This is a genomic window from uncultured Sunxiuqinia sp., assembly GCF_963974515.1.
Lineage (GTDB): Bacteria > Bacteroidota > Bacteroidia > Bacteroidales > Prolixibacteraceae > Sunxiuqinia.
This window is the reverse complement of sequence record NZ_CAXBDD010000027.1, coordinates 1-26,581: the sequence shown is the minus strand read 5'-3', so window position 1 is coordinate 26,581 and position 26,581 is coordinate 1. Positions and strand designations below refer to the sequence as shown.

General features: G+C 44.2%; 21 protein-coding genes. 10 read left to right on the top strand and 11 right to left on the bottom strand.

Annotated elements, in window-relative coordinates; all coding sequences use genetic code 11:
* Window positions 1-32: 32 nt before the first annotated feature.
* The gene (locus tag AAC033_RS08455; RefSeq protein WP_339737015.1) at window positions 33-2,093 is read right to left on the bottom strand and encodes a helix-turn-helix domain-containing protein; all 2,061 of its coding nucleotides are present in this window, start codon (window positions 2,091-2,093) and stop codon (window positions 33-35) included.
* A 231-nt stretch (window positions 2,094-2,324) separates the two neighbouring features.
* Between AAC033_RS08455 and AAC033_RS08450 the strand changes: the two genes are divergently transcribed.
* The 8 genes from AAC033_RS08450 to AAC033_RS08415 all read left to right on the top strand — a co-directional run bounded on the left by AAC033_RS08450 (window position 2,325) and on the right by AAC033_RS08415 (window position 12,239).
* On the top strand, window positions 2,325-2,924 hold the full coding sequence (locus AAC033_RS08450) for an ankyrin repeat domain-containing protein (protein WP_339737013.1): 600 nt from the start codon (window positions 2,325-2,327) through the stop codon (window positions 2,922-2,924).
* A gap of 22 nt (window positions 2,925-2,946) precedes the next feature.
* Complete coding sequence (locus tag AAC033_RS08445; RefSeq protein WP_339737011.1) at window positions 2,947-3,990, top strand: acyltransferase family protein; 1,044 nt, start codon at window positions 2,947-2,949, stop codon at window positions 3,988-3,990.
* Between the two features lie 74 nt (window positions 3,991-4,064).
* Entirely contained in the window at window positions 4,065-5,117 is a 1,053-nt protein-coding gene (locus AAC033_RS08440) for a serine hydrolase domain-containing protein (protein ID WP_339737009.1), read from the top strand.
* Between the two features lie 53 nt (window positions 5,118-5,170).
* Window positions 5,171-5,902, top strand: coding sequence for a DUF4386 domain-containing protein (locus AAC033_RS08435; RefSeq protein WP_339737007.1), 732 nt, complete (start codon window positions 5,171-5,173; stop codon window positions 5,900-5,902).
* A gap of 746 nt (window positions 5,903-6,648) precedes the next feature.
* Complete coding sequence (locus AAC033_RS08430; protein ID WP_339737005.1) at window positions 6,649-7,959, top strand: DUF2254 domain-containing protein; 1,311 nt, start codon at window positions 6,649-6,651, stop codon at window positions 7,957-7,959.
* A gap of 195 nt (window positions 7,960-8,154) precedes the next feature.
* Window positions 8,155-9,504: an adenylosuccinate lyase gene (purB, locus tag AAC033_RS08425; protein WP_339737003.1), complete on the top strand. Its 1,350-nt coding sequence runs from the start codon at window positions 8,155-8,157 to the stop codon at window positions 9,502-9,504.
* A 28-nt stretch (window positions 9,505-9,532) separates the two neighbouring features.
* Complete coding sequence (locus AAC033_RS08420) at window positions 9,533-11,356, top strand: ABC transporter ATP-binding protein (RefSeq protein WP_339737001.1); 1,824 nt, start codon at window positions 9,533-9,535, stop codon at window positions 11,354-11,356.
* A 58-nt stretch (window positions 11,357-11,414) separates the two neighbouring features.
* Window positions 11,415-12,239, top strand: a complete 825-nt coding sequence (locus tag AAC033_RS08415; protein ID WP_339736999.1) for an alpha/beta hydrolase — start codon at window positions 11,415-11,417, stop codon at window positions 12,237-12,239.
* Between the two features lie 143 nt (window positions 12,240-12,382).
* Here the strand turns inward: AAC033_RS08415 and fabF are convergent, their stop codons facing one another.
* The 6 genes from fabF to AAC033_RS08385 form a co-directional block, all read right to left on the bottom strand.
* On the bottom strand, window positions 12,383-13,633 hold the full coding sequence (gene fabF / locus AAC033_RS08410) for a beta-ketoacyl-ACP synthase II (RefSeq protein WP_339736997.1): 1,251 nt from the start codon (window positions 13,631-13,633) through the stop codon (window positions 12,383-12,385).
* A gap of 53 nt (window positions 13,634-13,686) precedes the next feature.
* On the bottom strand, window positions 13,687-14,247 hold the full coding sequence (locus AAC033_RS08405) for a TetR/AcrR family transcriptional regulator (RefSeq protein ID WP_339736995.1): 561 nt from the start codon (window positions 14,245-14,247) through the stop codon (window positions 13,687-13,689).
* An 83-nt stretch (window positions 14,248-14,330) separates the two neighbouring features.
* On the bottom strand, window positions 14,331-15,617 hold the full coding sequence (locus tag AAC033_RS08400; protein WP_339736993.1) for a glycosyltransferase family 4 protein: 1,287 nt from the start codon (window positions 15,615-15,617) through the stop codon (window positions 14,331-14,333).
* 216 nt (window positions 15,618-15,833) lie between these two features.
* The gene (locus tag AAC033_RS08395) at window positions 15,834-16,022 is read right to left on the bottom strand and encodes a hypothetical protein (protein WP_339736991.1); all 189 of its coding nucleotides are present in this window, start codon (window positions 16,020-16,022) and stop codon (window positions 15,834-15,836) included.
* A gap of 236 nt (window positions 16,023-16,258) precedes the next feature.
* On the bottom strand, window positions 16,259-16,456 hold the full coding sequence (locus AAC033_RS08390) for a hypothetical protein (protein WP_339736989.1): 198 nt from the start codon (window positions 16,454-16,456) through the stop codon (window positions 16,259-16,261).
* A 292-nt stretch (window positions 16,457-16,748) separates the two neighbouring features.
* Window positions 16,749-17,477 (bottom strand): (Fe-S)-binding protein, encoded by a 729-nt coding sequence (locus AAC033_RS08385; RefSeq protein WP_339736987.1) that lies wholly within the window; start codon window positions 17,475-17,477, stop codon window positions 16,749-16,751.
* Between the two features lie 227 nt (window positions 17,478-17,704).
* Here AAC033_RS08385 and AAC033_RS08380 point away from each other — a divergent pair, with 227 nt between their 5' ends.
* Window positions 17,705-18,391 (top strand): RNA methyltransferase, encoded by a 687-nt coding sequence (locus AAC033_RS08380; protein ID WP_339736985.1) that lies wholly within the window; start codon window positions 17,705-17,707, stop codon window positions 18,389-18,391.
* Window positions 18,388-20,319: a dihydrofolate reductase gene (locus AAC033_RS08375; RefSeq protein ID WP_339736983.1), complete on the top strand. Its 1,932-nt coding sequence runs from the start codon at window positions 18,388-18,390 to the stop codon at window positions 20,317-20,319. Before AAC033_RS08380 ends, AAC033_RS08375 begins: the two co-directional genes overlap by 4 nt.
* 13 nt (window positions 20,320-20,332) lie before the next feature.
* Here AAC033_RS08375 and AAC033_RS08370 read toward each other — a convergent pair whose 3' ends face one another.
* The 4 genes from AAC033_RS08370 to AAC033_RS08355 all read right to left on the bottom strand — a co-directional run bounded on the left by AAC033_RS08370 (window position 20,333) and on the right by AAC033_RS08355 (window position 26,427).
* Window positions 20,333-22,765, bottom strand: coding sequence for a LysM peptidoglycan-binding domain-containing protein (locus AAC033_RS08370; protein ID WP_339736981.1), 2,433 nt, complete (start codon window positions 22,763-22,765; stop codon window positions 20,333-20,335).
* 139 nt (window positions 22,766-22,904) lie between these two features.
* Complete coding sequence (locus AAC033_RS08365) at window positions 22,905-23,891, bottom strand: dihydroorotate dehydrogenase-like protein (protein WP_339736979.1); 987 nt, start codon at window positions 23,889-23,891, stop codon at window positions 22,905-22,907.
* Between the two features lie 68 nt (window positions 23,892-23,959).
* Window positions 23,960-25,474: an NADPH-dependent glutamate synthase gene (gene gltA, locus AAC033_RS08360; RefSeq protein WP_339736977.1), complete on the bottom strand. Its 1,515-nt coding sequence runs from the start codon at window positions 25,472-25,474 to the stop codon at window positions 23,960-23,962.
* Window positions 25,475-25,608: 134 nt separating this feature from the next.
* The gene (locus tag AAC033_RS08355) at window positions 25,609-26,427 is read right to left on the bottom strand and encodes a sulfide/dihydroorotate dehydrogenase-like FAD/NAD-binding protein (RefSeq protein ID WP_339736975.1); all 819 of its coding nucleotides are present in this window, start codon (window positions 26,425-26,427) and stop codon (window positions 25,609-25,611) included.
* Window positions 26,428-26,581 lie beyond the last annotated feature (154 nt).

The window sequence follows — 26,581 nt, the reverse complement described above, 5'->3', positions numbered from 1 at the left end:
ATAAATTCGACAATAGTACTGGTTTAGATTGCTTATATTAATTCCTTATTATCGAGTAACTGTTTCAGTTTATCCTGTTTTTCCCAAAAGCGGTCTTCTATCTTTTGAATGGTCTCATCATACTCTGGATGGCTTCTTAATGCTTTCATAATCGGGTCCTTTTGCTGGAATAGCAGAATCCAGTACTGGTAATTGTCCTGTGTCGCGAATGCTTTGAGTTGCTCTATTGCCATGTCGTTTTTTCCTTCATAAGCATACTTTACCGCCATACTGGCGCTCTTGTATATGGATTGGTCCTTTTCGCAATACTGAGTATAGGCATTAAAAAATGTTGAGGCCTGTGCTTCCAAGCCTTTCTTTTTGTAGACGGCGGCAATTTTGACATCTTCCTGAGGATAAATATCCAGATCGAGTCTCTCCCTAACTCTGACAAATTTTTCATAGTAATAAAAGGCACTGTCGTACGCTTCCTGAAAATAATAGACTTTGGCCACTTCCTGTAAGATGTCTAAACGGGTAGTATCTTTGCTCCATTCCCTGATTAACAGGTCTTTCATCTTCTCGATATTGCCATCTTTGGCGAATAGGATAAATGCTTTCAGCAATGGTGCATAATCATTTTCGGGGTTGTAGTCCAGCGACTTGTTGATGTAAGTCATCGACTCATCTACAAAACCATTTTGGATCAGTGCGTTGCTTAGGTGCAGATAAATAAAGCTTTGTGTGATGGAATCGTTGGCGGCAACATCTAGTTGGATGCCTTTCAGAGCGTATTCCAGGTATTTGCCAGTGTTGGGGATAACCCGGGCATATATATCACCGAGCATCTGAACCACCGCTGATGCGTTAGGGTTGTATTCAAGCGCCTTTTCAAGATGTGGCAAGGCCAGTTGATACGCTTCGGTTTGTATGTAGTAAAGTGCCTTGGCCATGAGACTTTCAGCAGATTTGGAATCGTAAAGCAGGGCCTTGTCAGCAAAGTTGTTGATTTGTTCGGTGTAGTGTTTTTGTTTCTGATACATATCCAAAAAGAAATACGCGATTGCGATATTGGAATAGGCCAGGGCAAACTGTTCATCATTTTCTATTGCCTTCTCAAATAAGGGAATCGCCTTTTCCAAGCCTTCCTTCGTTTCGGAGTTGAGATGGTCAAGTGCCCGGAGGTAATAATCGTAAGCCACTAAATTTTCCGTCGGTACTTTCTCAATTTGTTTCAATTCGGCAGGTGTTACAATTGCCTCAATAGCTTCTGCTATTTTTCTGGCCACTTCATTCTGAAGCGCAAATACATCTCCCACTTCACGGGTATATTGCTCACTCCAAACCGGTCGGTCGGTTGACGCCTCAATCAATTGAATATTGAGCAAGACCTGATTTCCAGCGCGTTGACCACTGCCCTCGACCAGGTAATTAACATGAAGCTCTTCCGCTATTTCGGGAATGCCCTTATTCGTATTCCGATACTTCGACACCGAAGTCCGGCTAATGACACGTAAATCTCCAATCTTTTGCAAATTGGTCAGAGTCGATTCCATAAGCCCATTTACGAAATACAGGTTTAACGAATCGGCACTTTCATTTTTGAAAGGTAACACTGCAATCGATTTTTCAATGTCAATTTCGGTAGGAGCGGCGCTTCTATTTCTGAATAGCACGATGGATAAAACGATTACCAGTAAAACAACCGCCAATACCAGATGCCATCTGTATTTATCCAAAAAACTCACCTCGATCGCTAAATTTTCAGCTGGCACGATTCCTTTTCTTACCTCCCCGGGTGAATATCCGTAATGTTCCCGAAAACACTTAATGAAATACGACGTGTTTCCAAAACCCACTTGGTATGAAATTTCAGCCACCGTTAGTGAGGTTTGCTTGAGCATTTCCAGACCTTTTACAAGACGAACCTGACGAATAAATTGGCTTGCAGAAAGCGTTGTATGCAATTTGATCTTTCGAAGTAAACTGGAACGGCTCATATTCATGAGTTCGGCCAGTTCTGAAACACCGAATTGTTCATTCGAGATGTTCTCCAGAATATTCGCTTCCGCCTTATCAATGAAGTCTGATGAAATGATTGGTGTGTTCGACATGTTCATACTTGTAAAAGCGAAAGTAGGAAAATTTATAGAAACGCTTGCAAACTTACTTTTCCGGAGTATAAAAACAGGCTCCATGCTTCAAATGTGGCATTTATGCGTCATAGTTTTTATGCCCAATTCAAATTTAACACTTATGGCTGCATACTTCATAGGCCTTGCCTGGCAGAACAGCCCACCTTTGTAAAACAGTTTTTTCAATGTCAAAAATTAAAATTTAAAATTATGAAAGCACTAAAAATTAATTCTTTTAAAATGATCGTCAGTTTTTCGTTTGTTATCTTTCTATTATTCAATGCGTGCTCGCAATCGGGTGACAAGAATAACACTCCGTCGGACAACAATGCTCCGGCAAAGTCAAGCGCAGCAGCGCCCGAAATGGACATACAGACAGCTGTAATATCAGGCAATCTCGAAGTCGTCAAACAACACATCGAAGCCGGAACCGATATTAACAGGAAAGATCAAATGAGTGGTTCAGCACCATTAGTCTCAGCCGTGTCGTTTGGCCGAACAGCGATTGCCAAAGCACTGATTGATGCTGGTGCTGATCTGAACCTTAAGAACAATGAGGGATCGACCGCTTTACATGTCGCTGCGTTCTTTTGTCATATCGAGATTGTGCAGATGCTTATCGATGCCAAGGCTGATAAATCCATAAAAAACAACTTCGGAGCAACACCGAGGGAATCAGTTACGGTTCCTTTTGCAGAAATGAAGCCCATTTATGAAATGATTCAAAGGCAAATAGAGCCGCTTGGGATCACCATGGATTTAGGAGAAGTGCAAAAAAAACGGCCGGTCGTTGCCATGATGTTGCAATAATCAACCAAAGTCGAATACGATTATGACAACAGAAAGAAGACACGATATTGATTGGTTGCGCGTGCTGGCTATTGGTTTGCTATTAATCTACCACATAGCCATCATTTTCCAACCGTGGGCCATGTTTGTTGGCTTTATCACAAGCGAACAACCGTTGAAAAACGTCTGGAAACCTATGACCATGCTAAACGTATGGCGGATCCCATTCCTATTCTACGTATCGGGCATGGGCTTATATTTTGCCATGAAAAAACGAAACTTCCGGCAGTTAATTTCTGAACGAACGAAGCGGATTCTGGTGCCCTTCATTTTTGGGATTGTGGCCATAGCGCCGCTGCACTTTTTAATTTTTCAGAAGTTCTACCACTTGCCGTTAAGCTATTACCCGCATGTCGGCCATTTATGGTTCCTGGGAAATATCTTTCTCTATGTGCTGGTGCTGTCTCCTCTTTTTCTTTTCCTGATGAAAAAAGAAGCGGGGAAGTTCAGAAAAGGATTATCCTCTTTCATGAACAAACCACTGGGCCCACTGACAATATCTGTCTTTTTTGTTGCAGAAGCCATTATTGTCAACCCCCAACTATTTACCTTGTACGCAGAAACCTTGCATGGCTATATACTTGGACTTCTGGCATTCTTCTTCGGATTTCTTTTTGTTTACTGCGGAAAGATATTTTGGCAAACGGTTTCGAAATGGAAAAATTTATATATTGGCTTGGCTGCCATTTTATTCATCATCCGGTTGCTGGTATTTGAAACGACTTCACCAGGCTATCTCATGGCCATCGAATCGAATTGCTGGATATATGGAGTTTTCGGTTTCGGTTACCAATACCTGAACAAGCCAGGTAAAGCACTGAGTTACTTGAGTCAGGCCGCCTATCCGGTATATATCATTCATATGTTTGCCTTATATAGCGGGGCTTTAATCATTTTGCCCTTGAAAATACCACCTGCACTGAAATTCGTATTAATAACAATGTTCACCTTTGGCGTCTGCTATCTCATTTATGAATTCATGATTAGAAGAATTGGTTTTTTAAGACCTCTATTTGGGCTGAAATGAAAGTTCAACAAAGTAGGAGAATGACTGTTCTGAATATACTATGAAAGAACATTATCCTGAAAAGAAATGACATCATGACAAAGAAACAAACAAAACAAATATTCAGAATATTATTTATTGCTGCAAGTATAGGCTCCTTGTTCTTCGTACCCTGGATTTTGGTCAGGGCTTGGTTAACCCCACTCCCAGATACGGTTCAGGAACAAGCAAATGAAGCCATTAAACTTGGGTTTGATGGAATAATTGTCTATGTCGACCAAGCTGGAAAAGAACCTGCTTTTTATGCCGCAGGCTGGCACAACCGAAAAAATAAAATACCCGCCGACCCGAATGCCTTATTCAAGATTGCAAGCATCAGCAAGTTATACGATGCCGTCGCCATCACTAAATTGGTGCATGACGGACAATTGTCGTTGGATAAAACGCTTGCCAATTACTTTCCTGAACTGGTGGGAAGAATTGAAAATGCAGAAGAGATTACCCTGAGAATGATGGTGCAGCACCGAAGTGGCATTCCCAATTTAACTGATTCCCCAAATTTTTGGTCAAACCCACCAGAAAACAGTAAAGAAGCACTTGAATTAGTCCTTGATTTACCGGCTGACTTTGAACCGGATAAAAAGTACAGGTATTCTAATACCAATTATTTGTTGATTTCCGAACTCATTGAAAAAGTTACGGACATGAGCAAATTCGAATACATCAGGCAGGAAATTTTGCACCCGCTCGGACTCAAAAATACTTTCGGATCGGTCCATGAAGTAAATATCGACGATGTGATGAGTGGTTATTACGTTGGTATTGAGGAGGACATAAAAACTTCTGAATATGGCTCAAAGCTTACCTCAATGATTGCCACAGCCGAAGACGTGGGCATATTTTTGCGGGCTTTAAACGATGGTTTTTTGTTTGATGAAGGAGAACAGGAAATCTATTCATCCATATATGTGTACGAACATACGGGGCTGATTCCCGGCTATCAGAGCATTGCCAAATACCACACAAACATTGACACGGTTGTTATTCAGTTTACAAATACGACCAATTTTGATGGATACAATTGGAATCTATCGGAAATCATATATAATCGTATCGTAAAAATTGTGAGAAGTAAAAGAAGAGCTTAACCTGATTCAAGTGGGTTTTAAAAGCTCTTGATACTAACGTTAAACAATTAGCTGTGATAACATTCTTTCGCCATACTCACCACTTGATGTTAAACAACGAGAAAAGACATGGAGTCATTGCAGGAATTTCTTTGATTATTATGGCTATTGTGGCAGGGTTCTCTTTTGGATATGCGCACAATAACCTGGTGATGGATTCTCCTGAAATTACTTTACAGAATCTGCAAGCTAATAAATCACTCTTTTATGCGGAATTGTCTGGTTGGAGCATCATTTTTATGACTGACTTAATCGTAGCTATCTCGTTGTATTTCTTCTTTCGTAATACATCAAAACAGATATCAACAATAACTTCCTTAATAAGAATCACTTACACTTTAATACTAGGGATCGCCATCATTCAGCTATTTAAAATACTTCCTGTCTTATCATTAGATACCCCCGTTTTAGAACAACATGCCGTATCAGAAACTACAGTTCATATTCAACTGTTTGAAAAAATATGGTCTATTGGCCTTATTCTATTTGGACTACACTTAATCGGTTTAGGCTATTTGTCGGTCAAATCAAAGTCAGTGCCCAAGCTATTAGGCTATTTACTCTATTTTGGAGGGCTTGGTTACGCTTTTTTGCATAGCTCCCGTCAACTGCGCTTATTCGATCTCAGAGTACTCAACTTAGGCGAGAATATTCTTGCTACCCCTATGGCACTTGCTGAAATCCTGATGGCTTTATGGCTGATTTATAAAGGCTTACAAAAATCACCATCCGAAATTAAATCATAGCGTAGGAAGAAAACGTTTAGAACAATTGTATTAACCCCATTAATTGCAGGACTTCTTATTCTGCTTGTTTTATCCATTAAATATTCCTCTGTCTATGTTTACCGTCTCCTACTCAAGATGTGGCCTACATATCTGATTGTCCGCTATATGAAAATCGTGCAATTGAAAGAAATAAACCCTTCAGTTTCTAAAAGATTTAAATGATCGTTACGCCGAATCTTTGTTTCAGAACAGGGTCGAACGCTCAGGTTTTAATTCGTTTGACGAATGGGCGGAAAAATCACAAACCACGGCCCTGATTTTTATCCGTAGGGAAACCATATTGTCCGAGAAATACTTCAATGTCTCCCATAGAGTATCCTATTTCCATTCGCAATCGATGGGCAGATCATTCATTTGATTAAATTGTTTGCTTTTATATGATCCGCCAGCCGGCGGATGGAACTCGCACTTTTTCCATTCCCTTTTGGGTTGACTAAACATGCACGTTTCATTCGTATACCTGTTGTAAAGGCGCGATCGTTCGACATTTTTTGCCTTCCAAAAATACGAAGTACAACTTAATGACTTTTATTCTGAAGTTAACCTGTACTTATTATGCATAAGCGCTTCCAAAACGCATAAAACAGAGAATAAATAAACTCTTTACCAGCAGAAACCATTATCTTGGAGACTGAAAAAAGCCCTAATCGGCGAAGTGATTTCTTTAAGAAATATTAGGACACCATAATAATTGACCGTAACTTATGAAAAAACTCCTTTTCTTTTGGAATGAATTAATGGCAACCTTTTGGCTTATCCCGGTCCTGATCATTCTTCTTTCAATCTTTTTGGCCATTGGATTTGTTTATATTGACCAAACCGTTACATTCTCTCAGGAGGGTTTGGGACGCTTCTTTTTTGTGAATAGTACGGATTCTGCCCGTAGCATATTATCGACCATATCGGGAGCAATGATTGGTGTGGCAGGGACGGTCTTTTCAGTTACTCTGGTAGCATTAACGCTGGCTTCTTCCCAATTGGGCCCGAGGTTGATCAAAAACTTTATGTACATCCGGCTTAATCAAATAGTGCTGGGATCCTATATTTCGACCTATTTGTACTGCCTTATTGTTTTAAATTCCGTCCAGGAAACGGATGGTTTTACCTTTATTCCATCGCTTTCCATTTTTTTGGCGATTATTGCAGCAATTGTGAATATTATTCTACTCATTGTTTTTATCCACCAAATTGCCATCAGCATTCAGGCCGATCGAGTCATTTCTGATATAGCGGTATCTATGTCAAAACAGGTCAGGGTGTTGTTTCCTGAAAAAATGGGCGATGAAGCAGATCATGACAAGGATTTGCCTGTTGATACCATTAAATCACAATATGCAATCATAGTTTCCGTGAAAAGCACCCAAAGCGGCTACCTTCAATACATTGATGGCGAGTCACTCTTGCATTTAATGACCAATTTTAATACGCTATTTGAGTTAAATTACCGACCTGGTGATTTTATCGTTGAGGGTATTGAGATCGGGAAACTATACACCAACGAAAAAGCAGAAAAAAATACCTTAGAAAAGATTCTTTCTCAATTCGTTATTGGAAAAACAAAAACTTCGCAACAAGATATTGAGTTCCCGATCCACCAAATGGTTGAAATTGCAGCACGTGCGCTGTCACCTGGTGTTAATGACCCTTATACGGCCATTGCTTGTATCGATAATTTAACAACAACCATCTGTTATTTGGCGCAGATTGAATTTCCCTCGAAATACCGGATTGACGATAAAAGAGAACTGCGGGTCATTGCAAACGCCTTAGATTTTGAGGGTGTTTTGGATGCGGCGTTTAATCAAATCCGTCAGTTTTCGGCGGGAAGCACAGCTGTAATCATCAGATTAATGGAAGCTCTATTGATTATTCACGGGTTTGCTACAATAGAAAGTGATAAAAAGGCCATTGTGAAACATGTCAAAATGACTTTAAATGTTGGCAAAGAATCGATTATAGAAAAGAATGACCTTGAAGATTTAATTGCAAGGTCAAAAAGAATTCGGATAAAATGATGCAAAGCCGACTTCAACACACGTAACCTCCAATCAGATGCTGCATGCGTACGCTTTACATTGGCGGCTCACTTCCGCATGTATTCACAGAACACGGGGGTTTGCAATTGGCCTCTCAACCGAGGTGAAACCCGCACTCAGGAAAAGAGCTGCACTAATTTTTTTGCTACCTTTGTGGCTCGAAAAATTAAAATCATGGAACTGAATTTGTTGACCGCCATTACACCCATCGACGGTAGGTACCGATCGAAAGTAGAAAACCTGCAAAACTATTTTTCCGAGTATGCCCTGATTAAGTACCGGGTACTGGTTGAAGTGGAGTATTTTATCGCCCTGTGCGAACTCCCTTTGCCACAGCTGTCCGGTTTTGACCACCAACTGTTTGGCCGACTGAGGCAAATCGCCACCGACTTCTCGGTCGAAGATGCCCAGCGGGTTAAAGACATTGAAAAGGTGACCAACCATGACGTAAAAGCCGTCGAATACTTTTTAAAAGAAGAGTTTGACAAATTGGGCATTCATGCCTATAAGGAGTTTATTCACTTTGGCCTGACTTCGCAGGACATTAACAATACCGCTGTGCCCAAGTCCATTCAGGATGCGTTGGATAACGAATATTACCCGGCCATTAACGATTTGATTGATACGCTGGAAGAGTTGGCCGATGAATGGAAAGGCATCTCGATGTTGGCTAAAACGCATGGGCAGCCTGCTTCGCCCACCAACCTGGGCAAAGAAATCCGGGTTTTCTCGGAGCGGATCAAGATCCAACTGGAGCAGCTCAAGGCGGTGACCTGCGATGCCAAGTTTGGGGGGGCCACCGGTAATTTCAACGCGCACCAGATCGCCTATCCCGAAATTAGCTGGAAGGCGTTTGGAAATCACTTCCTGAAAAAATACCTGGGATTGGAGCGCTCACAATACACCACGCAAATCGCTAATTACGACAATCACGCGGCTATTTTTGATGCCCTGAAACGCATCAATACCATCATCATGGATTTGGATCGCGACTTGTGGACTTACATTTCGATGGAGTATTTCAAACAAAAAATTAAGGCCGGCGAGGTTGGTTCTTCGGCCATGCCACACAAAGTAAACCCCATCGATTTTGAAAATTCAGAAGGAAACATCGGGATTGCCAACGCTTTATTGGAACACCTGGCAGTCAAGCTGCCGGTTTCACGCTTGCAGCGCGACCTGACGGACTCCACAGTTTTGCGAACCATTGGCATGCCGTTGGGACACACGTTAATCGCAGTTAGTTCGACCCTGAAGGGTTTAGGTAAATTGCTGCTGAACAAAGAAGCCATTGATGCTGATTTGGAGAAAAACTGGGCAGTAGTGGCCGAAGCCATTCAAACGATTCTGCGTCGCGAAGCGTATCCGAACCCCTACGAAGCCTTGCGTAATCTGACGCGTACCAACAAAAAAATGAGTCAGGAAGTAATTCATGAGTTTATTGATACGTTGGAAATCAGTGATCAACTGAAAGCTGAGCTCAAAACAATTACACCGCATAATTACACCGGGATTTTCAGCTAGACCCGGTAAATTAAAAGAGATCATACAAATGAAAGACCTTTTTGGCCTGCTCAAACGCTTTGTTCCTCCTTACAGAGGAAAGGTAATTCTAAATATCCTCTTCAACTTTCTGGGGGCACTGTTCGGGGCGTTTTCCTTTGCCATGCTTATTCCGGCGCTTGGAATTCTATTCAACACGCAGGAATTGGTGACCGAAAAACCAGTGATGGATTCGTTCAGTCTGGACGGCACATTGGAGCTATTCAACTACTTCATCAGCCAGGTGGTACTCACCTCGGGAAATGAGCGTGCCCTGATTTACATTGGTATTTTCATCATTATCATGGTTTTTCTGAAAGTAGGTTTCACTTACCTGGCCAGCTTTGTCATGGTCTACCTCCGCAATGGCGTGGTTCGTGACATTCGCGCGCAAATGTATCGCAAGATTCTGCAACTGCCGCTGGGCTTCTTTTCCGATGAGCGCAAGGGGGATATCATGGCCCGAATGACGGGCGATGTGCAGGAGGTGGAGAACTCGGTAATGAACTCACTCGAAATGCTGTTCAAAAACCCGGTGATCATTATCATTTCCTTGTTGGCCATGGTTTATATGAGCTGGTCGCTAACCCTTTTTGTGTTTGTTCTGCTGCCCATTGCCGGATACATTATTGGCCGGGTTGGCCGAAGCCTGAAGAAAACCAGTTTGAAAGGGCAGGACAAAATGGGCGATATTCTGTCGATTACCGAAGAAGATATTTCAGGTCTGCGCGTGATTAAGGCCTTCAATGCCGAAGAAAAAGCCTATAAGCGCTTTGACCGTGAGAATGACTCCTACCTGCACATTATGAATAAGTTGATGTGGCGGCGATTTTTGGCACATCCCATGAGTGAATTATTGGGGACGATGGTAATCATCATTGTTTTGTGGTATGGTGGCGCCTTGGTTCTAACAAACGAAAGTTCCCTTTCGGCCCAGGCGTTTATCGGGTACTTGGTTTTCTTCTACAGCATTATTAATCCGGCAAAAGCATTTTCTACCGCACTTTATAGTGTTGAGAAAGGGCTTGCTTCGATGAGCCGAATTGACCGGATCTTGAGCCAGGAAAACAGCATTAAGGATGGGCCCAATGCGGTAGCAAAAACAGAATTTAAGCAGACAATTGAGTACCGCGATGTTAGCTTCAAATATGTCAATGAAAAGGTTTTAAATCACGTCAACCTGGAAATCAAGAAAGGGCAGACCATTGCTTTTGTCGGTAAGTCGGGCTCAGGAAAAACGACTTTGGTTGATTTGCTGCCGCGATTCTGGGACGTCTCGGATGGTAGTATCCGAATTGACGGGACTGATATTCGTGACATTAAACTGCACGATTTGCGTAATTTGATGGGGAATGTGAACCAGGAGCCAATTTTGTTTAACGACTCTTTTTTCAACAACATTGCTTTTGGTGTTGAAAATGTGACGGAGGAAGCAGTGATTCAAGCGGCGAAAATTGCCAACGCCCACGAGTTCATTATTGCTACGGAGAAGGGCTATCAGACGAATATTGGCGACCGAGGAGACAAGCTTTCAGGCGGTCAGAAACAGCGGGTTTCCATTGCGCGGGCGATCTTAAAAAATCCTCCAATCCTGATTCTGGATGAAGCCACCTCGGCCCTCGATACGGAATCGGAAAAGTTGGTGCAGGAAGCTTTGGAAAACCTAATGAAAAACCGCACGTCGCTGGTTATTGCACACCGGTTGTCGACCATTAAAAATGCGGATGTGATTTGTGTTCTTCACAAAGGACAGATCGTTGAAATGGGGACCCACCAGCAGCTTTTGGAGCAGAATGGCCGTTATCAGAAACTGCATCAGATGCAGGTGTTTTAAATGTCCCTGACAGTAAAACTCAGGTGAACATGCGACGCAACGCTTAAATTAAATTATTATGAAACAGTTTCAAATCCTCTTTAGTACCTGCTGTCTTCTTCTTGCTGTCCTTTCGCTTACAGCGCAGGAAAAAACCACTTATAAAACAGAGCAGTCAATTCTTTACCGGGAAAGTGGCGTCATCACCGATTACATGAGTGAGCGTTGCCGTCTGGATTTGTATTATCCCGAAAATGTCTCCGATTTTACCACCCTGATTTGGTTTCATGGCGGAGGCATTACCGGTGGCCAAAAGTTTATTCCGGAGCAATGGAAAAACAAAGGACTGGCTGTCGTTGCGGTGAACTATCGGCTCAGTCCCAAGGCGAAAAATCCAAAATACGTTGAGGATGCCGCCGCGGCTGTTGCCTGGGTCTTCAACCATATTGAAGAATATGGCGGTTCAACAAGTTCAATCGCGGTTTCCGGACACTCAGCAGGCGGCTATTTGGCAAGCATGGTGGGACTGGATAAACATTATTTGGAAGCTTATGATGTAGATGCTAACCAAATTGCAGCATTGATCCCTTTCAGCGGACATACCATCACGCATTTCACCATTCGTTCCGAACGCGGCATTCCCGGAACACAGCCCATTATTGATGAATTTGCACCGCTTTTTCATGTTCGAAATGACGCACCACCGCTGTTTCTGATTACCGGCGACCGCGAACTGGAGATGCTGGGACGCTATGAGGAAAATGCCTATTTGTACCGCATGATGAAGGTTGCGGGGCACGAAAGCACTTTTATTTTTGAGTTGGATGGCTTTGATCACGGAGCGATGGCTGTTCCTGCCTACGAATTAACCCTGCGGATTTTAAATGAAATAGGGTTGAATTAATGAAGAGCTTGGATTGCGTTTGGCAAGTCTCGGCATCTATTCCAGTTTTCAAAAGGAATAGTTGAAAGTCAGCTTCATCTGGAAAGACGAAACTGATTTTCATTGACAGGGGGCTACTTTTTTGAAGGGTTCTGCTTATCATGTTAGCGAGGTACATATTTCTTGAAAACTGAAACGGCAATATGCCCTCCAAATCCAAAAGTGTTATTCATAGCAATGTTTATTTCCTTTTCCATCACTTGGTTTGGTGTTAGCTGAAGTTGAGGATTGATGGCAGCATCAATATTTTTCAGATTGATTGTGGGCGGTATTTTTCCGTTTACGATTGCTTTTAGGCAAGCGATGGCTTCAATGGCTCCGGCGGCGCCAAGCAAATGCCCTGTCATTGATTTTGTAGCGCTGACATGCAGCCGCGCCAATGATTTCTCAAAAACAGCGCTGATGGCTTTGCATTCGCTGATGTCTCCAACCGGCGTTGAAGTGGCGTGGGCATTAATGTAATCCACCTCTTCTGAACGGATCCCGCCGTCCCGCATGGCCTCCTGCATAGCTTGTGCCGCACCAAGCCCATCCGGGTGCGAAGCAGTGATATGAAAAGCATCAGACGCACATCCGCAACCGATCAGTTCACCATAAATTTTGGCGCCCCGATCCAATGCGTGGTCAAGTTCCTCCAGCATCAGTGCACCGGCGCCTTCGCCTATCACAAAGCCATCACGTGCTTCGTCAAACGGGCGTGAGGCTCCCCGGCTATCTTCGTTGTTGGTAGAAAGCGCTTTGGATGCATTAAATCCTCCAACCGCAGTGCGAGTTATCGGCGCCTCAGAACCACCTGTAAGGATGGCTTTGGCTTTTCCCAACCGGATGAAGTTGAAGGCATCTGCAATGGCATTATTGGAAGAAGCACAAGCTGAAACGGTGGTGTAACTTACACCTCGCAGTCCATAGCGGATAGACAGCTGCCCAGCTGCCATGTTCGGAATCATTTTCGTAATAAAAAAAGGACTAAAACGGGGATTTTCAATATCCTGTGCAAAGTTGAGTAATTCTTCCTCAAAGGTTTGAATTCCACCGATCCCGGAAGCCCAAATAACTCCCGCCTGGCTGCGATCCCAATCGGAGGTGTTAAATCCACAATCCACCATACACTCTTCTGCAGCTCCAATCGCGTATTGCGTATATAGGTCCATTTTGCGAGCGTCCTTTTTTTGCAGGTATTTTTCGATATCGAAGTCCTTGACTTCGCAGGCAAACTTGGTTTTGTAGTTTTCGGGATTGAAGCGGGTAATGGTTAGTGCACCACTTTTCCCCTCCAGCAGGTTGTTCCAAAATGTTTCAACATCATTTCCCAGAGGAGTGATAGCTCCTAGTCCTGTTATAACAACGCGTTTCATATATTTCAAATTTATATACTTACTAATAGGTAAGTGTTTCGGGTAAAAATTTTTTAACCTTTAAGATCATCAAGTAATGTCTGATGAATTCCTTTAAATTCTGTTTTATCCAAAACGCGGGTCAACTGCAGGCTGGCAATCATATTTGATAAAATCAGCAAAGCGCGGTTTCTCGAGTCACCTTTAAACGAAAAGATTCCGCTATTTCTGCCAGTCTCCAAAATCGAAGATAACCATTGTAAGATTCTGTTGGTCATTTGTTTTAATTCCGCCTGTGATGCCTCTGGAAGCGTATTGAAATCGGGGCCCAGCGATCCGATAACACATATTTTTTGTTCCCGGTTGCTTTTGGCATAAATGCGTAAAAAAGACTCCAGTTGTTTAGCTTCGTCAAACTTCATAATCTTCATGTTCTGAACCATTTCCTCAAAACGCTGGCCGTTGTTTTTGATAATGCTAGTCCCCAGGTTGGCTTTGGACGGAAAATAGTAATGGATAGCTGCATTTTTTATCCCCAACTCAGAAGAAATGTCTTGATAGCTAAAGGCATTGTAGCCTCTGGTCAAGATCAGCTCTTCTGCCAGTTCCATTATTCGCTCACGTGTCACAGACATCTTCTTTAAAATTAAATTTGCGTCAAATATACTTACTAATTAGTAAGTGACAAATTTATTTAAAAAAAAAATGAACCTTTAGATCAGGCCCGGATAAGTTCCCGGTAGATGGTCTGAATTTTTGTGGCCGCGTCTTCCCATTTGATGCTTCCGGATTCTTTTTTTCCGAATCGAACCATCATCTTCGATAACGAAGAATAGCTTAGCAAGGCATGAACGGCATCGCTCATGGCATGAACATCCCAAAAGTCTACTTTAAGGGCGTGCTTCACCACTTCCGAAACGCCCGATTGCTTTGAAATAATAGTGGGAATTCCACTTTGCATGGCTTCCAGTGGACAAATTCCAAAAGGCTCAGATATTGAGGGCATCACAAACACATCAGATAGTTTCATCATTCGGTTGACCTCGTCGCCTTTCAGGAACCCGGTGAAGAAAAAGCGGTCTGACAGGTGCAAATCAGCTACCTTCCGAATCATTTCGTGATGCAGATCTCCATTGCCGGCCATGATGAATTTGACATTTTTCATTTTACCGAGCACCAACTCAGCCACACGAATAAAATACTCGGGCCCTTTTTGAACGGTAATCCGCCCCAGGAACGTCACGATTTTATTTTTGTCCTTGAGCGGAAGCGAGATGGTGTTGTTTGTCTTGCCAAATTCAACACCGTTATAAACTGTTCGTGTTTTAAAAGCCGGTATCTTATATTTCTCGATTACCGTTTGGCGGGTTCGGTTGCTGACACAGATAACGCAGTCTGCTTGTTCCATGCCGTCTTGTTCAATCTGAAATACCCGCGGATTGATTCTTCCTCCACTCCTGTCAAAATCGGTGGCATGTACGTGAACGACCAGCGGCTTTCCCGATAGCTTTTTTGCCGCTATTCCTGCCGGAAAGGTGAGCCAGTCGTGGGCATGAATAACATCGAATTGAGTCTGACTGGCAATGTATTCACTGACCACAGAGAAGTTATGGATCTCACTCATCAAGCCCGGTCCGTATTGTCCCGTAAATTCAACAGCAAGTGATCGGTCTGAAGTTGTTGTGCTTTTCAACTTTTCCTGTTGTGCCATGTGCTGCTTCCGGAAAAGTTCCGGATCAACATATGGAACCATTTGCGATTCCACACTTAGGCATTCGACGGGGATTTCAAGGCGTTCGGTTCGGATCTTACTTTTGATTAAATCGATTTGATTGGCGCCTATTACCCGGACTTGATCATGCGGCTCGTTGCCATACGTCTTGGGGATAACAAAGGTTATTCTAGTTTTCCGATCGGCCAAGCTCCTGGTGATGCCATAACAAGCTGTTCCTAAGCCACCGGAAATATTTGGGGGAAATTCCCATCCAAACATTAGCACATTCATGTGTCTATTTTTATACCGTCTAGCAAGTCCGGCCGTCCACTGTTTTACTTGGGCGAACGGCTTGTAAATCATACAATCATTTCGAATCAATAAGTTCGAAAAAATGGAGAATCGGCGATCAGGATTGGTTAGTCGTGAGAGTCGAACATGCAAGGAATTTCAGATTGCAGAAGAAATGGTTAAAACATGTAGTGTCGTATGAAACCTCGTGAGGTTCTACTCCCTGTAAGCTTTCTCATGAATTTCCCATTCAACAACAAAATCAAACTTGTCGCCTTTGCATTGTAAGCCCTTTTCATTTGAGAAGGGCTGGTACTGATGTCTTCGTGTGTTTTTTAGATAGCTAATGTCTATCGCTGTTTCCGATAGGAAAGGAACTTTGTCGGTTTTAAACTTCGTTTTCATGGGCTTCCATTTTACAAAAGTGATAATTGGATGTATCTTATTTTGCTTAATACGGAAGTCTTCGAATCTTGTCCAAGCTGATGTAAAAATTCGCAAAACTCACGTTTCGAGATCTAAGAGCACTCCCAGCAACTTGCTATTTTAGTTCTGCTGGATATAGGACTACGGGAAAATGTGAAGAAAAGTTCTTGAAAAATGAAAGGTATTGTGTTTTTTTTTTTGGAGATGTGCTTCATTTAATCAGCAAACATTTTTTCGGTCTCTTTTCCATGAATCTCCCAGTTTACAACAAAATCAAAGCGCTCACCTTCACAATGCAATCCTTCCTCGCCAGGACAAGGATGGTAAAGTTTTTCGTTGCGATCTCTCAACCGATGGATTCCCTTTGCCTCCTTCAATTGGCGTTTCTTTATTGAATTCACTTTTACTGCCATCTTGACTAGATTTTTAAAGTTAACAACTTGTTTATTCTTACAATCCCATTTTTTTCCTGATGCTCTAGCTGAAAATAGGAAAAGTCGTGAGAGAGCTTATCGTTTCCGTTGAAAGTGAATTGAGATTAAGAATTGAGGTAAACGGTCAACTATCCACTATTACGCACCGGTTAAGTTAAAGGTTGTTGTTGTTTCGTTAAATATAGTTAAGTGGCCCAGATTTGTGGGGCAAGACGGGAGAACATTGTCGCCGGAAATGATTGTGCAAATTCAAGGCCAGCTGCCAGGAAAGCTAGCTTTCCCACCCGCTTGCAAGAATATCGGCTATATGAATGGGTGTGATCGGCAGTTTGTTTTTCTTGATGTACCCTTCAATATTTAACAGGCAGGATGATTCGGTTGAAATAATGTATTCGGCTCCGGTATTCAGGGCATGTTCTACTTTTTGCTCGGTCATGGCCGAAGAAATAGCCTGGAATTTAGTGACGAACGTTCCTCCAAACCCACAGCAGGTTTCTGTTTCTTCCATTTCAACCAGTTCCAATCCCTTCACCTTGGAAAGCAGAAGGCGTGGCTCACGTTTAATACCATATTCGCGCAAAGCTGTGCAGGCATCGTGGTAGCATACCTTATGCGGGAAACTGGCTCCGAAGTCTGTAAACTGAAGCCTGTTCACCAAGAAGTCGGTGAGTTCGAACAATCGTTTCTGAAGATTTAAATGAAGCTCGTAGTCTGAATCTCCTTTGCTGAAAAGACTGGAATAGTAGTTTTTGACAAAGCCTGTGCAGGAGGCCGATGGACTCACAATCAACCGGTCTCCCGGAAAATCTTTTACAAATTTGTGGGCCAACGATCGTGTTTCGTCCCAATAACCACTGTTATATGCTGGCTGTCCGCAGCAGGTTTGCTCCGGATTATATTCTACGTCAACTCCCGCTTTTTTCAGCAACTTAACCACGTTAAATGCTGTGTCGGGATAGAGCTGATCAATAAAGCACGGGATAAATAAATCTACTGTCATCTTTCAGAAATAGGGTTTAGGCAAATATAGCAGGTTTTCCGTTCATAAAAAAGATGGATAAGCTCGAAGGCTCGGGATCGAGAATCCAACATCTAGTATCCAGTATCGCATTGCGAGCGCCACCAATCCCCAATAATAACCAATCCCCAATGCCCAATCCCCAAAAATCACTATTTTTAGCGGCCAAAGGCTTAGCGCCTTCACCAAATTTCAAGTATTACGCCCTTATGGATTATCAATTGATCGAATACCTGTCGGAATGCCTGACTCCAGAACGAAAAGAATTGTTTGAACGTGTTCTCGAACTGCGAACCCGTTATTTGACGGTTGTTCTCGAAGATATTTTTCAGCCGCAGAATGCCAGCGCCGTTTTGCGTACGGTTGATTGCTTTGGCTTGCAGGATGTGCATGTCATCGAAAACCGGAACCACTTTACGGTTGACCGCGAGGTGGCTATGGGCGCTTCAAAATGGCTCACGGTAAAAAAGTACAAGAACACGGAAAACAACAGCCTGAATGCCATGAAACATTTGCGCAGGCAGGGCTACCGGATTGTAGCGACCAGCCCGCATGAAGGCGATACCAAGCTGGAAGATTTCGATCTGGAAAAGGGAAAAGCAGCCTTGATCTTCGGTACCGAGCTTACCGGAATTTCGGAGGTGGTGCAAAATGAGGCGGACGAATTTCTGAAAATTCCCATGCATGGTTTTACCGAAAGCTTTAACATTTCGGTTTCGGCTGCCATTATCCTGCATCACCTTACGCTTAGAATGCGGGCCAATCCGGCCATCAACTGGAATTTGTCGGATGAGGATCAGGCTGCCATCAAACTAAGCTGGATTAAGCGAACTTTAAAACGGTCGGACTTGTTAGAGCAACGTTATCAGGAATTAAAAAACGAAGGAAAATTATGAAGGTTTTTGCAGAAAAATTTGGCGACATCAAAATATTACGATACGAACTCACCGACTTTGAACAGCTAAGTCTTCAACAGAAACAATACATTTATTACCTGGGACAGGCTGCACTTTGTGGCCGCGATATGTTGTGGGACCAAAACAACCGCTACAACTTGCGAGTGCGCCACTTACTCGAAACCATGTACCAAACGTACCGGGGCGACCGGCAGTCGGACTTGTTTCAACAATTCGAGGTTTATCTAAAACGGGTGTGGTTTTCGAACGGCATTCACCATCATTATTCGATGGATAAAATCGAGCCGGGATTTTCGGCTTCTGACTTGCATCAGCTCATCGGTGCGTCCGATTTGTCGGGCTTTCCGTTTCAGCATGAACTGGACCAGTTGGTGGAAGTCATCACCAATCCGGCGCTCGAAGCCAAGCGCGTGAGCCTAGATAGTTCAGGCGATTTGCTTCAGGCTTCGGCCATGAATTATTACCGCGGCGTTTCGCAGGCAGAGGCCGAGGCGTTTTATAAGGCCAAAAACCAGGCTGCCGGAGAAAAGGCTCCTTTATTTGGACTAAATTCGCAGTTGGTGAAGGAAGATGGCGAGCTGAAGGAAAAGGTTTGGAAGGCCGATGGTCTGTATGGACAGGCCATTCAGAAGATTATCTTCTGGCTCGAAAAAGCCCTGCCTCTGGCCGAAAATGAGCTGCAGCAGAAGCACATTCGCCAACTGATTGCTTACTACCAGACCGGCGACCTGAAGCAGTTTGACGAATACAGCATTTCGTGGGTGAACGAACTGGACGGAATGGTTGACTTTGTGAATGGATTTATTGAAGTGTATGGTGACCCGCTGGGAATTAAGGGCAGCTGGGAGTCGATCGTGAATTACAAGGATTTGGAAGGCACGAAGCGCGCGACCATCTTGTCTGACAATGCGCAGTGGTTTGAAACCCACTCGCCGGTAGCCGATTCGTTTAAAAAGAAGGAGGTGAAAGGTGTGAGCGCCAAGGTTATTCATGTGGCCATGCTGGGCGGTGACTGCTATCCGCACACGCCCATTGGCATCAACTTGCCCAATGCCGAGTGGATTCGCGAGGAGTATGGCTCCAAATCGGTCACCATCGAAAACATTACCAAATCCTATTTTCTGGATTCGTTGGGCAATGGCATGTTGGAAGAGTTTGCCGAATCAGCCGAAGAAGTTGAGCGGGCCAAAACCTACGGCTACCTGGCCGGAAACCTGCACACCGACTTGCACGAGTGCCTGGGGCATGGCTCCGGGAAAATGATGCCGGGGGTGAAGCCTGAAGATCTGAAGAACTACTATTCGACCCTAGAAGAAACGCGGGCCGACCTATTTGCATTGTTCTATGTGCTGGACGAGAAATTGCTTGCCCTTGGCCTGGTTCCTTCAATGGAGACGGGAATGGCAGAGTACGATGCCTACCTGCGGAATGGCCTGATTACCCAATTGACGCGTATTGAGCCGGGCAAAGATTTGGAAGAATCACACATGCGCAACCGGCAGTTGATTGCGAAATGGGCGTTCGAACAGGGGCAAGCTGATGGCGTAGTGAGCTGGGTAAAGCGTGACGGCAAGTCGTATCTGAAAATCAACGATTACCAGAAACTACGGGACCTGTTTGGCCAACTGCTGGCCAAAGTGCAGCGCATAAAGTCGGAAGGCGACCTGCAAGCGGCCTCCCAATTGGTAGAAACCTTTGGGGTGAAGGTGGATCGGGAGCTGCATACCGAAGTGCTGAATCGCTTCAAAAAACTGGACATCGCACCCTACGCCGGCTTCCTGAATCCCGAACTTCGACTCGTTAAAAATGACAAGGGCGATGTCGTAGATGTAGAAGTGCAGTATGCACCCGATTACACCACGCAAATGCTTACCTATTCAGAAAACTACGGGTTTTTGAATGCTTAGCCGGATGAATAAGTCAGTGCTCCGTCAGCAAAAGCGACGGAATACCTTTCAGCCCATCGACCGCAATTTCGAAGTTCTTTTGGTAGTTCAGTACAAACAAGCCCCGGTTCATATAGCCACCGTTACGGCTGACCTTATCGAAATAGAATTCGGCCTGAGTCAATTCGACATGATGGTAAGGCAAACAATCGGCAAATTCTTTTCCGTATTGAAACAAGGCCGACATAAAATAAAAGGCTACATCGTACCCCTGGAAGCTGAACTGGTTGGGTTCAGCCGCAAAATTGCTACGGAAATTTCGAATGAAGCGGTTGGTCAACGGTGCCCGGTAGTCGATAAAATACGGACTCAGCAAGTGCATGTTGCTTTGGTGAAAATATTCGGGCTGAATGCTGTTGTAGCGCTGGAAGTTCGATAAGCCAATCAAGGTAACCGGAAAATCTTCGGCCAGCGAATTGATGTTGGAAACCGCCACGCTCACCTGTGCTTCGGTAGCAGAAGGGATGATAAAAACATTCTCACGCGTTTTGCTCAAAATACGTCGCAATCCCCAATAACCTTCAGCGGTAAAGTTATACTCATGAAACCGGACATCACGGTCGGCTTCATAAAATCCAGCCGAAAAAAACTTCTCACGACACAAATTAACCAGAGTTGCTTCAGGCAGATGTTTATACTCGCCCATTTGAAGCACAATCAGGTTCTTATTGAAATATTCTTCACCAATGTAGTTGGCCGTTTCACGAACCAAATAATCTTTCGTTGGATTGATTTTGAAATACCACGGATTGCTGGACTCGAAATTTCCGGAAGCTGACAAAGGCGAAACTATCGGAATCCGGTTAAAGTTAGCAAAGCTGGCCACCGGATCCTGCAGCTCGGGATATACCGGACCAATAATCAGATCCATCTTGCGAAACATATCCAGCCGGATGATTGAATCAACTGCCGCCTGCTCCTGGTTGGTATCAAACACGTGCAGCTGAACATTCATGCCGGCACGCTTCAAACTGTCGACCGCCAGCAAAACACCCTCATAAAAGTGAACGAAATTCTCAGACCGGGGATAAATAATCTCCTGGTCACGAACCAAAAAAGTATCTTCCGGCAAGTCATCGGGGTTTTGAACCTTGTCCATGAAATCTTCGTCCATAAGCATTTCCTCTTTAGTCATGCGCACCCGGTTAATTGTGTCGTTCGCCTCCAGGTACAGGGGTAACAGCAGTGCCACATCAAATTTCTCAGATGAACTTCTGAGATTTGGCCGGCAACCTTCGGGCCGTTCCATAGCCGAAATCTGCAAGGTATATTCTTTTCTGTCGAAACCTCTTTGCGAATGCTCTTCTTCTCGATCTGTTGTAATCGCCGGTTGCGTTTTAGTCTCCAATTCGGGCTCAGCGTCGGCTTGTTTCGGAATTAAAATCGTCTCTCCCGCCATCAATCCACGGTAGCCCAACATCGGGTTGCTCTTTTTAATAGCTGCAATGTTGACGTTATATTGATTGGAAAGGCTGTAAAGTGTTTCGCCGCTCCCAACGGTATGTTTATTAAATGCCGCTTCGTTGACTGGCTCTACCTGAATATCGGGTGTTTCATGCGAAACAGGAACCCGAATGCGTAAGCCGGCTTGCAGACCTTGCTCGAGGGCCGGATTATACTTCTCCAGCACATCGCGGCTGACGTTGTATCTTCGCTCCAAGCTCCAGAATGTTTCACCAGATTCAACCAAATGCGTAAAAAATCCACCTGCTGGCCGCATAACTTGCCCGGCTGAAAAAGTCGCTTCCGGAATGGTCAGCTCCATGCCAATGCGTAAGCCATCTTTCACCTGGGGGTTGGCTTTTACCAAATCGGCAATCGGACGATTATACTTTTTTGAGATAGAATACAATGTTTCGTCGCCCTCTACTTTGTGTTTTTGGGAGCCAGATGCTTCTTCTTCAACCAAAGCCCGCTGTTCCCTTTTTGATTCGCGAATCCGTTTCAAATCATTGGCATCCGGAATCAGAAGCGTCTGCCCTCGTTCCAATCCGTTTTCTTCCAGTTGCGGATTGTATTTCAAGATATCGTCTACAGCAACGTTAAACTCTTTGGCAATGAAATGAAGTCCATCGCGGCGCTTCACTTTATATGTTTTAAAAGCAGGTAATTCTTCGGGCTGCACCGAAGCAACCGACTCTGAATGAGAGGCTTCTTTCTGCTGTACTTCCGACACCGGGATTTTAAGTTCCTGCCCGGTCTTCAGACCAAAAATCAAATCGGGGTTGGCATTTAGCAATTCCTTTTGCTCCACGGAATAGGTCTTACTGAGTGAGAAAATGGTCTCCCCTTTTTCAACGACATGAATTAGAAAAGTCTTTCCATTCTCCTGAATCCGGCGCTCCTGAGCCTGTACGGCAACAGCATAAAAAAACACTATAAGAGTGATGATCAATTGTGTCTTCATTATTTTTAAGTTCGATTTAAAGAAACCGCCAATAGGCGGCGCTTCTTGAATTGACTCCCCAAAAATAAGGTTTATCAACCGATGTACACCCCAAGAACGTGTTAAAAAGTTTTTAATTGTCTAATTCGGAAGGAGCTACTTAGAAGTTTTTCTGTGTAAAATATTTCATAAACTGGGAGCGTTCATACAAAGCGACATGCTTATCTCGAATGGCTAAATTTCCCTTAAAATCAGCAATTTGATCATAGTTTTTCGCATCCATCCAAGTTGCAATCTTCTGGTTTATTTCAGCTACGATTTCCGTTCCGCCGTTGTACAACACCGAAGCTACCTGAACAGCAGCCGCCCCCGCCAACAGAAATTTGATAGCTGTTTCCGCTGAATGAATGCCGCCTGTAGCTGCCAATGGACAGGCCGTTTGCGACGACATGATGCCGGTCCAGCGAAGGGGCAGCAAATAATCGGTTGAATGGCTTAACACGTCAGCCGAAATCATTTTCTCATTTTGAATGTCAATATCGGGCGAGTAAAAGCGGTTGAATAGGCTGATACCTGCAATTCCCGTTTCAGAAAGGGCTTTGATCATTGCCGCCAGGTTGGAAAAATAGTGACTTATTTTAATGGTAACCGGAATGGAAACCGCCTCGAGCACTTTTTTCACGGTACTAAAATAGAACTGTTCGTTAGCCTCTCCGCTCTTTTCAAGTTTGGCAGGTAATAAAAACAAGTTCAGTTCCAACGCATCGGCTCCAGCTTCCTCTAATTTTTTCGAAAATACAACCCAGTCCGACTGGCTGATACAACTTACGCTAGCCACAATGGGAACATCCACCTCCTGCTTGGCCTGTCGGATCAATCCGGTATAGTTTTTCAGATTTTCATCTTTAATAATGTAGTCGAAGTAATCCAAATACTCTGGATCGGGCTCCAGCGCTTTTCGTTGCAACAATTCTTCCTGCAACTGGGCATCAATTTCCTCTTCATACAACGATTTAAGGACGATGGCCCCAGCTCCTGCCCGAGCCAGTTTTTTGATTTGTTCCAAGTCACCGGTCATGCTGCAACTGGCCGCAATGATGGGACTTCTTAATTCTAAGCCGAAAAATTTAGTTGACAAATTAGCCATATGATTGTTTTATTTTTTTGATTCTGGATGTTGGATTCTTGATGTCCTATTAGCGGCATCGACTTAATTTATTGCGCATTCTTAATCTCCGACAATTCGTTCTGTAAGTTGTTCTGTTTTGTTTGCAAATACTGATGCATGCCCGCGGCAGCTCTACGCCCGTCGCCCATAGCCAAGATTACGGTTGCCCCGCCGCGAACGATATCGCCACCGGCAAACAAATCAGGAATGGAGCTTTGCATGGTTTCCGGATCCACTTCAATGGTTCCCCACCGGCTTACTTTCAGCTCAGGCAACTCGGAAGGTACCAGCGGATTTGGAGACACGCCGATGGCGACCACCACCACGTCGACCGGGATATCGTATTCCGAACCTTCCACCACTACCGGGCGGCGGCGGCCAGAAGCATCGGGTTCGCCCAACTCCATCTTTTGAAGGCGCATGCGGTTCACCCGTCCATTTTCATCAGCAAAATATTCTATCGGGTTGTTCAGGTTCAAAAACTCAATGCCTTCTTCTTCGGCATGCAAAACTTCTTCGACCCGTGCTGGCATCTCTTCGCGCGATCGGCGATAAACAATGATTGCCCGCTCAGCACCCAACCGCTTGGCTGTCCTCACCGAATCCATCGCGGTATTTCCACCACCAATCACGGCAATATTTTTACCCCGGAGCACGGGTGTGTCAAATTCACTTTTAGCCGCATTCATTAGGTTTACGCGGGTTAAATATTCATTGGAAGACAAAATACCATTGAAGTTTTCGCCTGGAATATTCATAAAACGGGGCAGTCCGGCACCACTGGCCACAAAAAAGGCCTGAAAGCCTTCTTCCTTTAAATCATCGAAGGATGCGGTGCGGCCCACAATAAAATTGCGTTCAAACTTAACCCCCATTTTTTCAAGACTGTCCAGCTCCACATCGACCACCCGGTTGGGTAATCGAAACTCGGGAATCCCATATTTCAGTACACCACCGACTTCGTGCAGCGCTTCAAAAACCGTGACATCATAACCCAGTTTGGCCATATCGCCAGCAAACGACAGAGATGCCGGACCTGAGCCAATGGCAGCCACTTTGATGTTGTTTTTTGGTGCTGTTTCTGGAACTGAAATGCTTCCGCTGTTTTGCTCAAAGTCGGCGGCAAAACGTTCGAGATAGCCAATGGCAACCGGTTCCTTTTTCAATTTCAGCGTGTAAAAGCACTGCGCCTCACATTGCTTCTCCTGTGGACAAACGCGCCCGCACACGGCTGGCAATGCCGAAGTTTCCTTTAAGGTTTTAGCTGCTTCAAGCACTTCGCCGCTTTCAATGTATTTAATGAACTTCGGAATATTGATGCTTACCGGGCAACCTTCAATACAGGTTGGATTCACACAATCCATGCAGCGCGAAGCTTCGGTCATGGCACTGGCTTGACCCAAGCCTATATTCACTTCTCGATCCTGGTACTGGATTCGTTCCACCGGATCCAATCCTGGCATGTGTACCCGCTCAATCGTTGTGCGTTCCTTATTTTTTAGTTTGGTGCGTAATTCAACACGCCACTCCTTTTCACGTTCTATTTTCAGGTATTCTTCCATTTCTTTTCTATTTCAAAGTCCGGCTGTCTAATCCATTTTTGGGTGAATTCCAATTTCACTCGACCCCATTTTCAGTCCCCAACTCCCCAATGACCAATGACTAATTATCTAATGACCAATTGTCCAATGACTAATTATCCAATAACACTCTCCCAAGCTTTCTTTTCTTCGCTTTTGTATCCTCCCAAGCGAAGAACCAGCTCATCGAAATCAATCTCATGCGCATTAAACTCGGGCCCGTCGATACAGGTGAATTTGGTCTCTCCGCCAACACTGGCACGGCAAGCGCCGCACATGCCAGTTCCATCAACCATAATCGCATTCAGGCTGGCTTGTGTCGGGATGTTGTATTTCTTAGTCAGCAGGGCGGTAAACTTCATCATCACTGCCGGACCAATGGCAATACACTCATCCACTTGCTCGCGTTGAATAACCTGTTCCGCACCTGTAGTTACCAACCCCTTGGTTCCGTATGATCCATCATCGGTCATGATAATCACTTCATCTGACCACTGTCGAATTTCCTTCTCCAAAATAATCAAATCTTTACTGCGGGCGGCCAGCACGGTAACGACACGATTCCCAGCTTTTTTAAAGCCTTCAACAATGGGCAACAGAGGTGCAATGCCAACGCCACCTCCACAAGCCAAAACGGTTCCCACTTTATGGATATGGGTGGCCTTGCCGAGCGGACCAACCAAATCCAGGATTTGATCACCCGGATTCATTTCGCACAAGCGGGTTGAGCTGACGCCAACTTTTTGCACCACCAGCGAGATGGTTCCGGCTGTCTTGTCGGCCTGCGCAATGGTCAGGGGAATACGCTCCCCCTGCGCATCAATTCTTAAAATAATGAAGTGCCCGGGTTTTCGCGAACGTGCAATCCTCGGAGCGTGAACAACCAATTTCACTACCTTTTCGGAGAACTGTTCCTTTTGAACGATTTGATACATGCTTAATCGGTATTTTTTAAATGAGCCATCAATTTGGCTAGCCAAAAATAATAATGTCTCCTTAACGGCAAGCCCAAAATGCTGCTTTTTGGCTTATTTATATTCATTCTTGAAAGAGGAATCAAGCTGATTCTCTTCCTGGTTTGACCTTATT

Bases quoted from the DNA above. Each gene is read 5' to 3' on its own strand.
- AAC033_RS08415 (WP_339736999.1), top strand. From the start codon at position 11,415: ATGAAACAGTTTCAAATCCTCTTTAGTACCTGCTGTCTTCTTCTTGCT.
- AAC033_RS08380 (WP_339736985.1), top strand. From the start codon at position 17,705: ATGGATTATCAATTGATCGAATACCTGTCGGAATGCCTGACTCCAGAA.
- AAC033_RS08395 (WP_339736991.1), bottom strand. From the start codon at position 16,022: ATGAAAACGAAGTTTAAAACCGACAAAGTTCCTTTCCTATCGGAAACA.
- gltA (WP_339736977.1), bottom strand. From the start codon at position 25,474: ATGGAAGAATACCTGAAAATAGAACGTGAAAAGGAGTGGCGTGTTGAA.
- AAC033_RS08355 (WP_339736975.1), bottom strand. From the start codon at position 26,427: ATGTATCAAATCGTTCAAAAGGAACAGTTCTCCGAAAAGGTAGTGAAA.
- AAC033_RS08390 (WP_339736989.1), bottom strand. From the start codon at position 16,456: ATGGCAGTAAAAGTGAATTCAATAAAGAAACGCCAATTGAAGGAGGCA.
- AAC033_RS08400 (WP_339736993.1), bottom strand. From the start codon at position 15,617: ATGAATGTGCTAATGTTTGGATGGGAATTTCCCCCAAATATTTCCGGT.
- AAC033_RS08420 (WP_339737001.1), top strand. From the start codon at position 9,533: ATGAAAGACCTTTTTGGCCTGCTCAAACGCTTTGTTCCTCCTTACAGA.
- AAC033_RS08455 (WP_339737015.1), bottom strand. From the start codon at position 2,093: ATGTCGAACACACCAATCATTTCATCAGACTTCATTGATAAGGCGGAA.
- AAC033_RS08375 (WP_339736983.1), top strand. From the start codon at position 18,388: ATGAAGGTTTTTGCAGAAAAATTTGGCGACATCAAAATATTACGATAC.
- AAC033_RS08370 (WP_339736981.1), bottom strand. From the start codon at position 22,765: ATGAAGACACAATTGATCATCACTCTTATAGTGTTTTTTTATGCTGTT.
- AAC033_RS08445 (WP_339737011.1), top strand. From the start codon at position 2,947: ATGACAACAGAAAGAAGACACGATATTGATTGGTTGCGCGTGCTGGCT.
- AAC033_RS08405 (WP_339736995.1), bottom strand. From the start codon at position 14,247: ATGTCTGTGACACGTGAGCGAATAATGGAACTGGCAGAAGAGCTGATC.
- fabF (WP_339736997.1), bottom strand. From the start codon at position 13,633: ATGAAACGCGTTGTTATAACAGGACTAGGAGCTATCACTCCTCTGGGA.
- AAC033_RS08430 (WP_339737005.1), top strand. From the start codon at position 6,649: ATGAAAAAACTCCTTTTCTTTTGGAATGAATTAATGGCAACCTTTTGG.
- purB (WP_339737003.1), top strand. From the start codon at position 8,155: ATGGAACTGAATTTGTTGACCGCCATTACACCCATCGACGGTAGGTAC.
- AAC033_RS08365 (WP_339736979.1), bottom strand. From the start codon at position 23,891: ATGGCTAATTTGTCAACTAAATTTTTCGGCTTAGAATTAAGAAGTCCC.
- AAC033_RS08385 (WP_339736987.1), bottom strand. From the start codon at position 17,477: ATGACAGTAGATTTATTTATCCCGTGCTTTATTGATCAGCTCTATCCC.
- AAC033_RS08440 (WP_339737009.1), top strand. From the start codon at position 4,065: ATGACAAAGAAACAAACAAAACAAATATTCAGAATATTATTTATTGCT.
- AAC033_RS08450 (WP_339737013.1), top strand. From the start codon at position 2,325: ATGAAAGCACTAAAAATTAATTCTTTTAAAATGATCGTCAGTTTTTCG.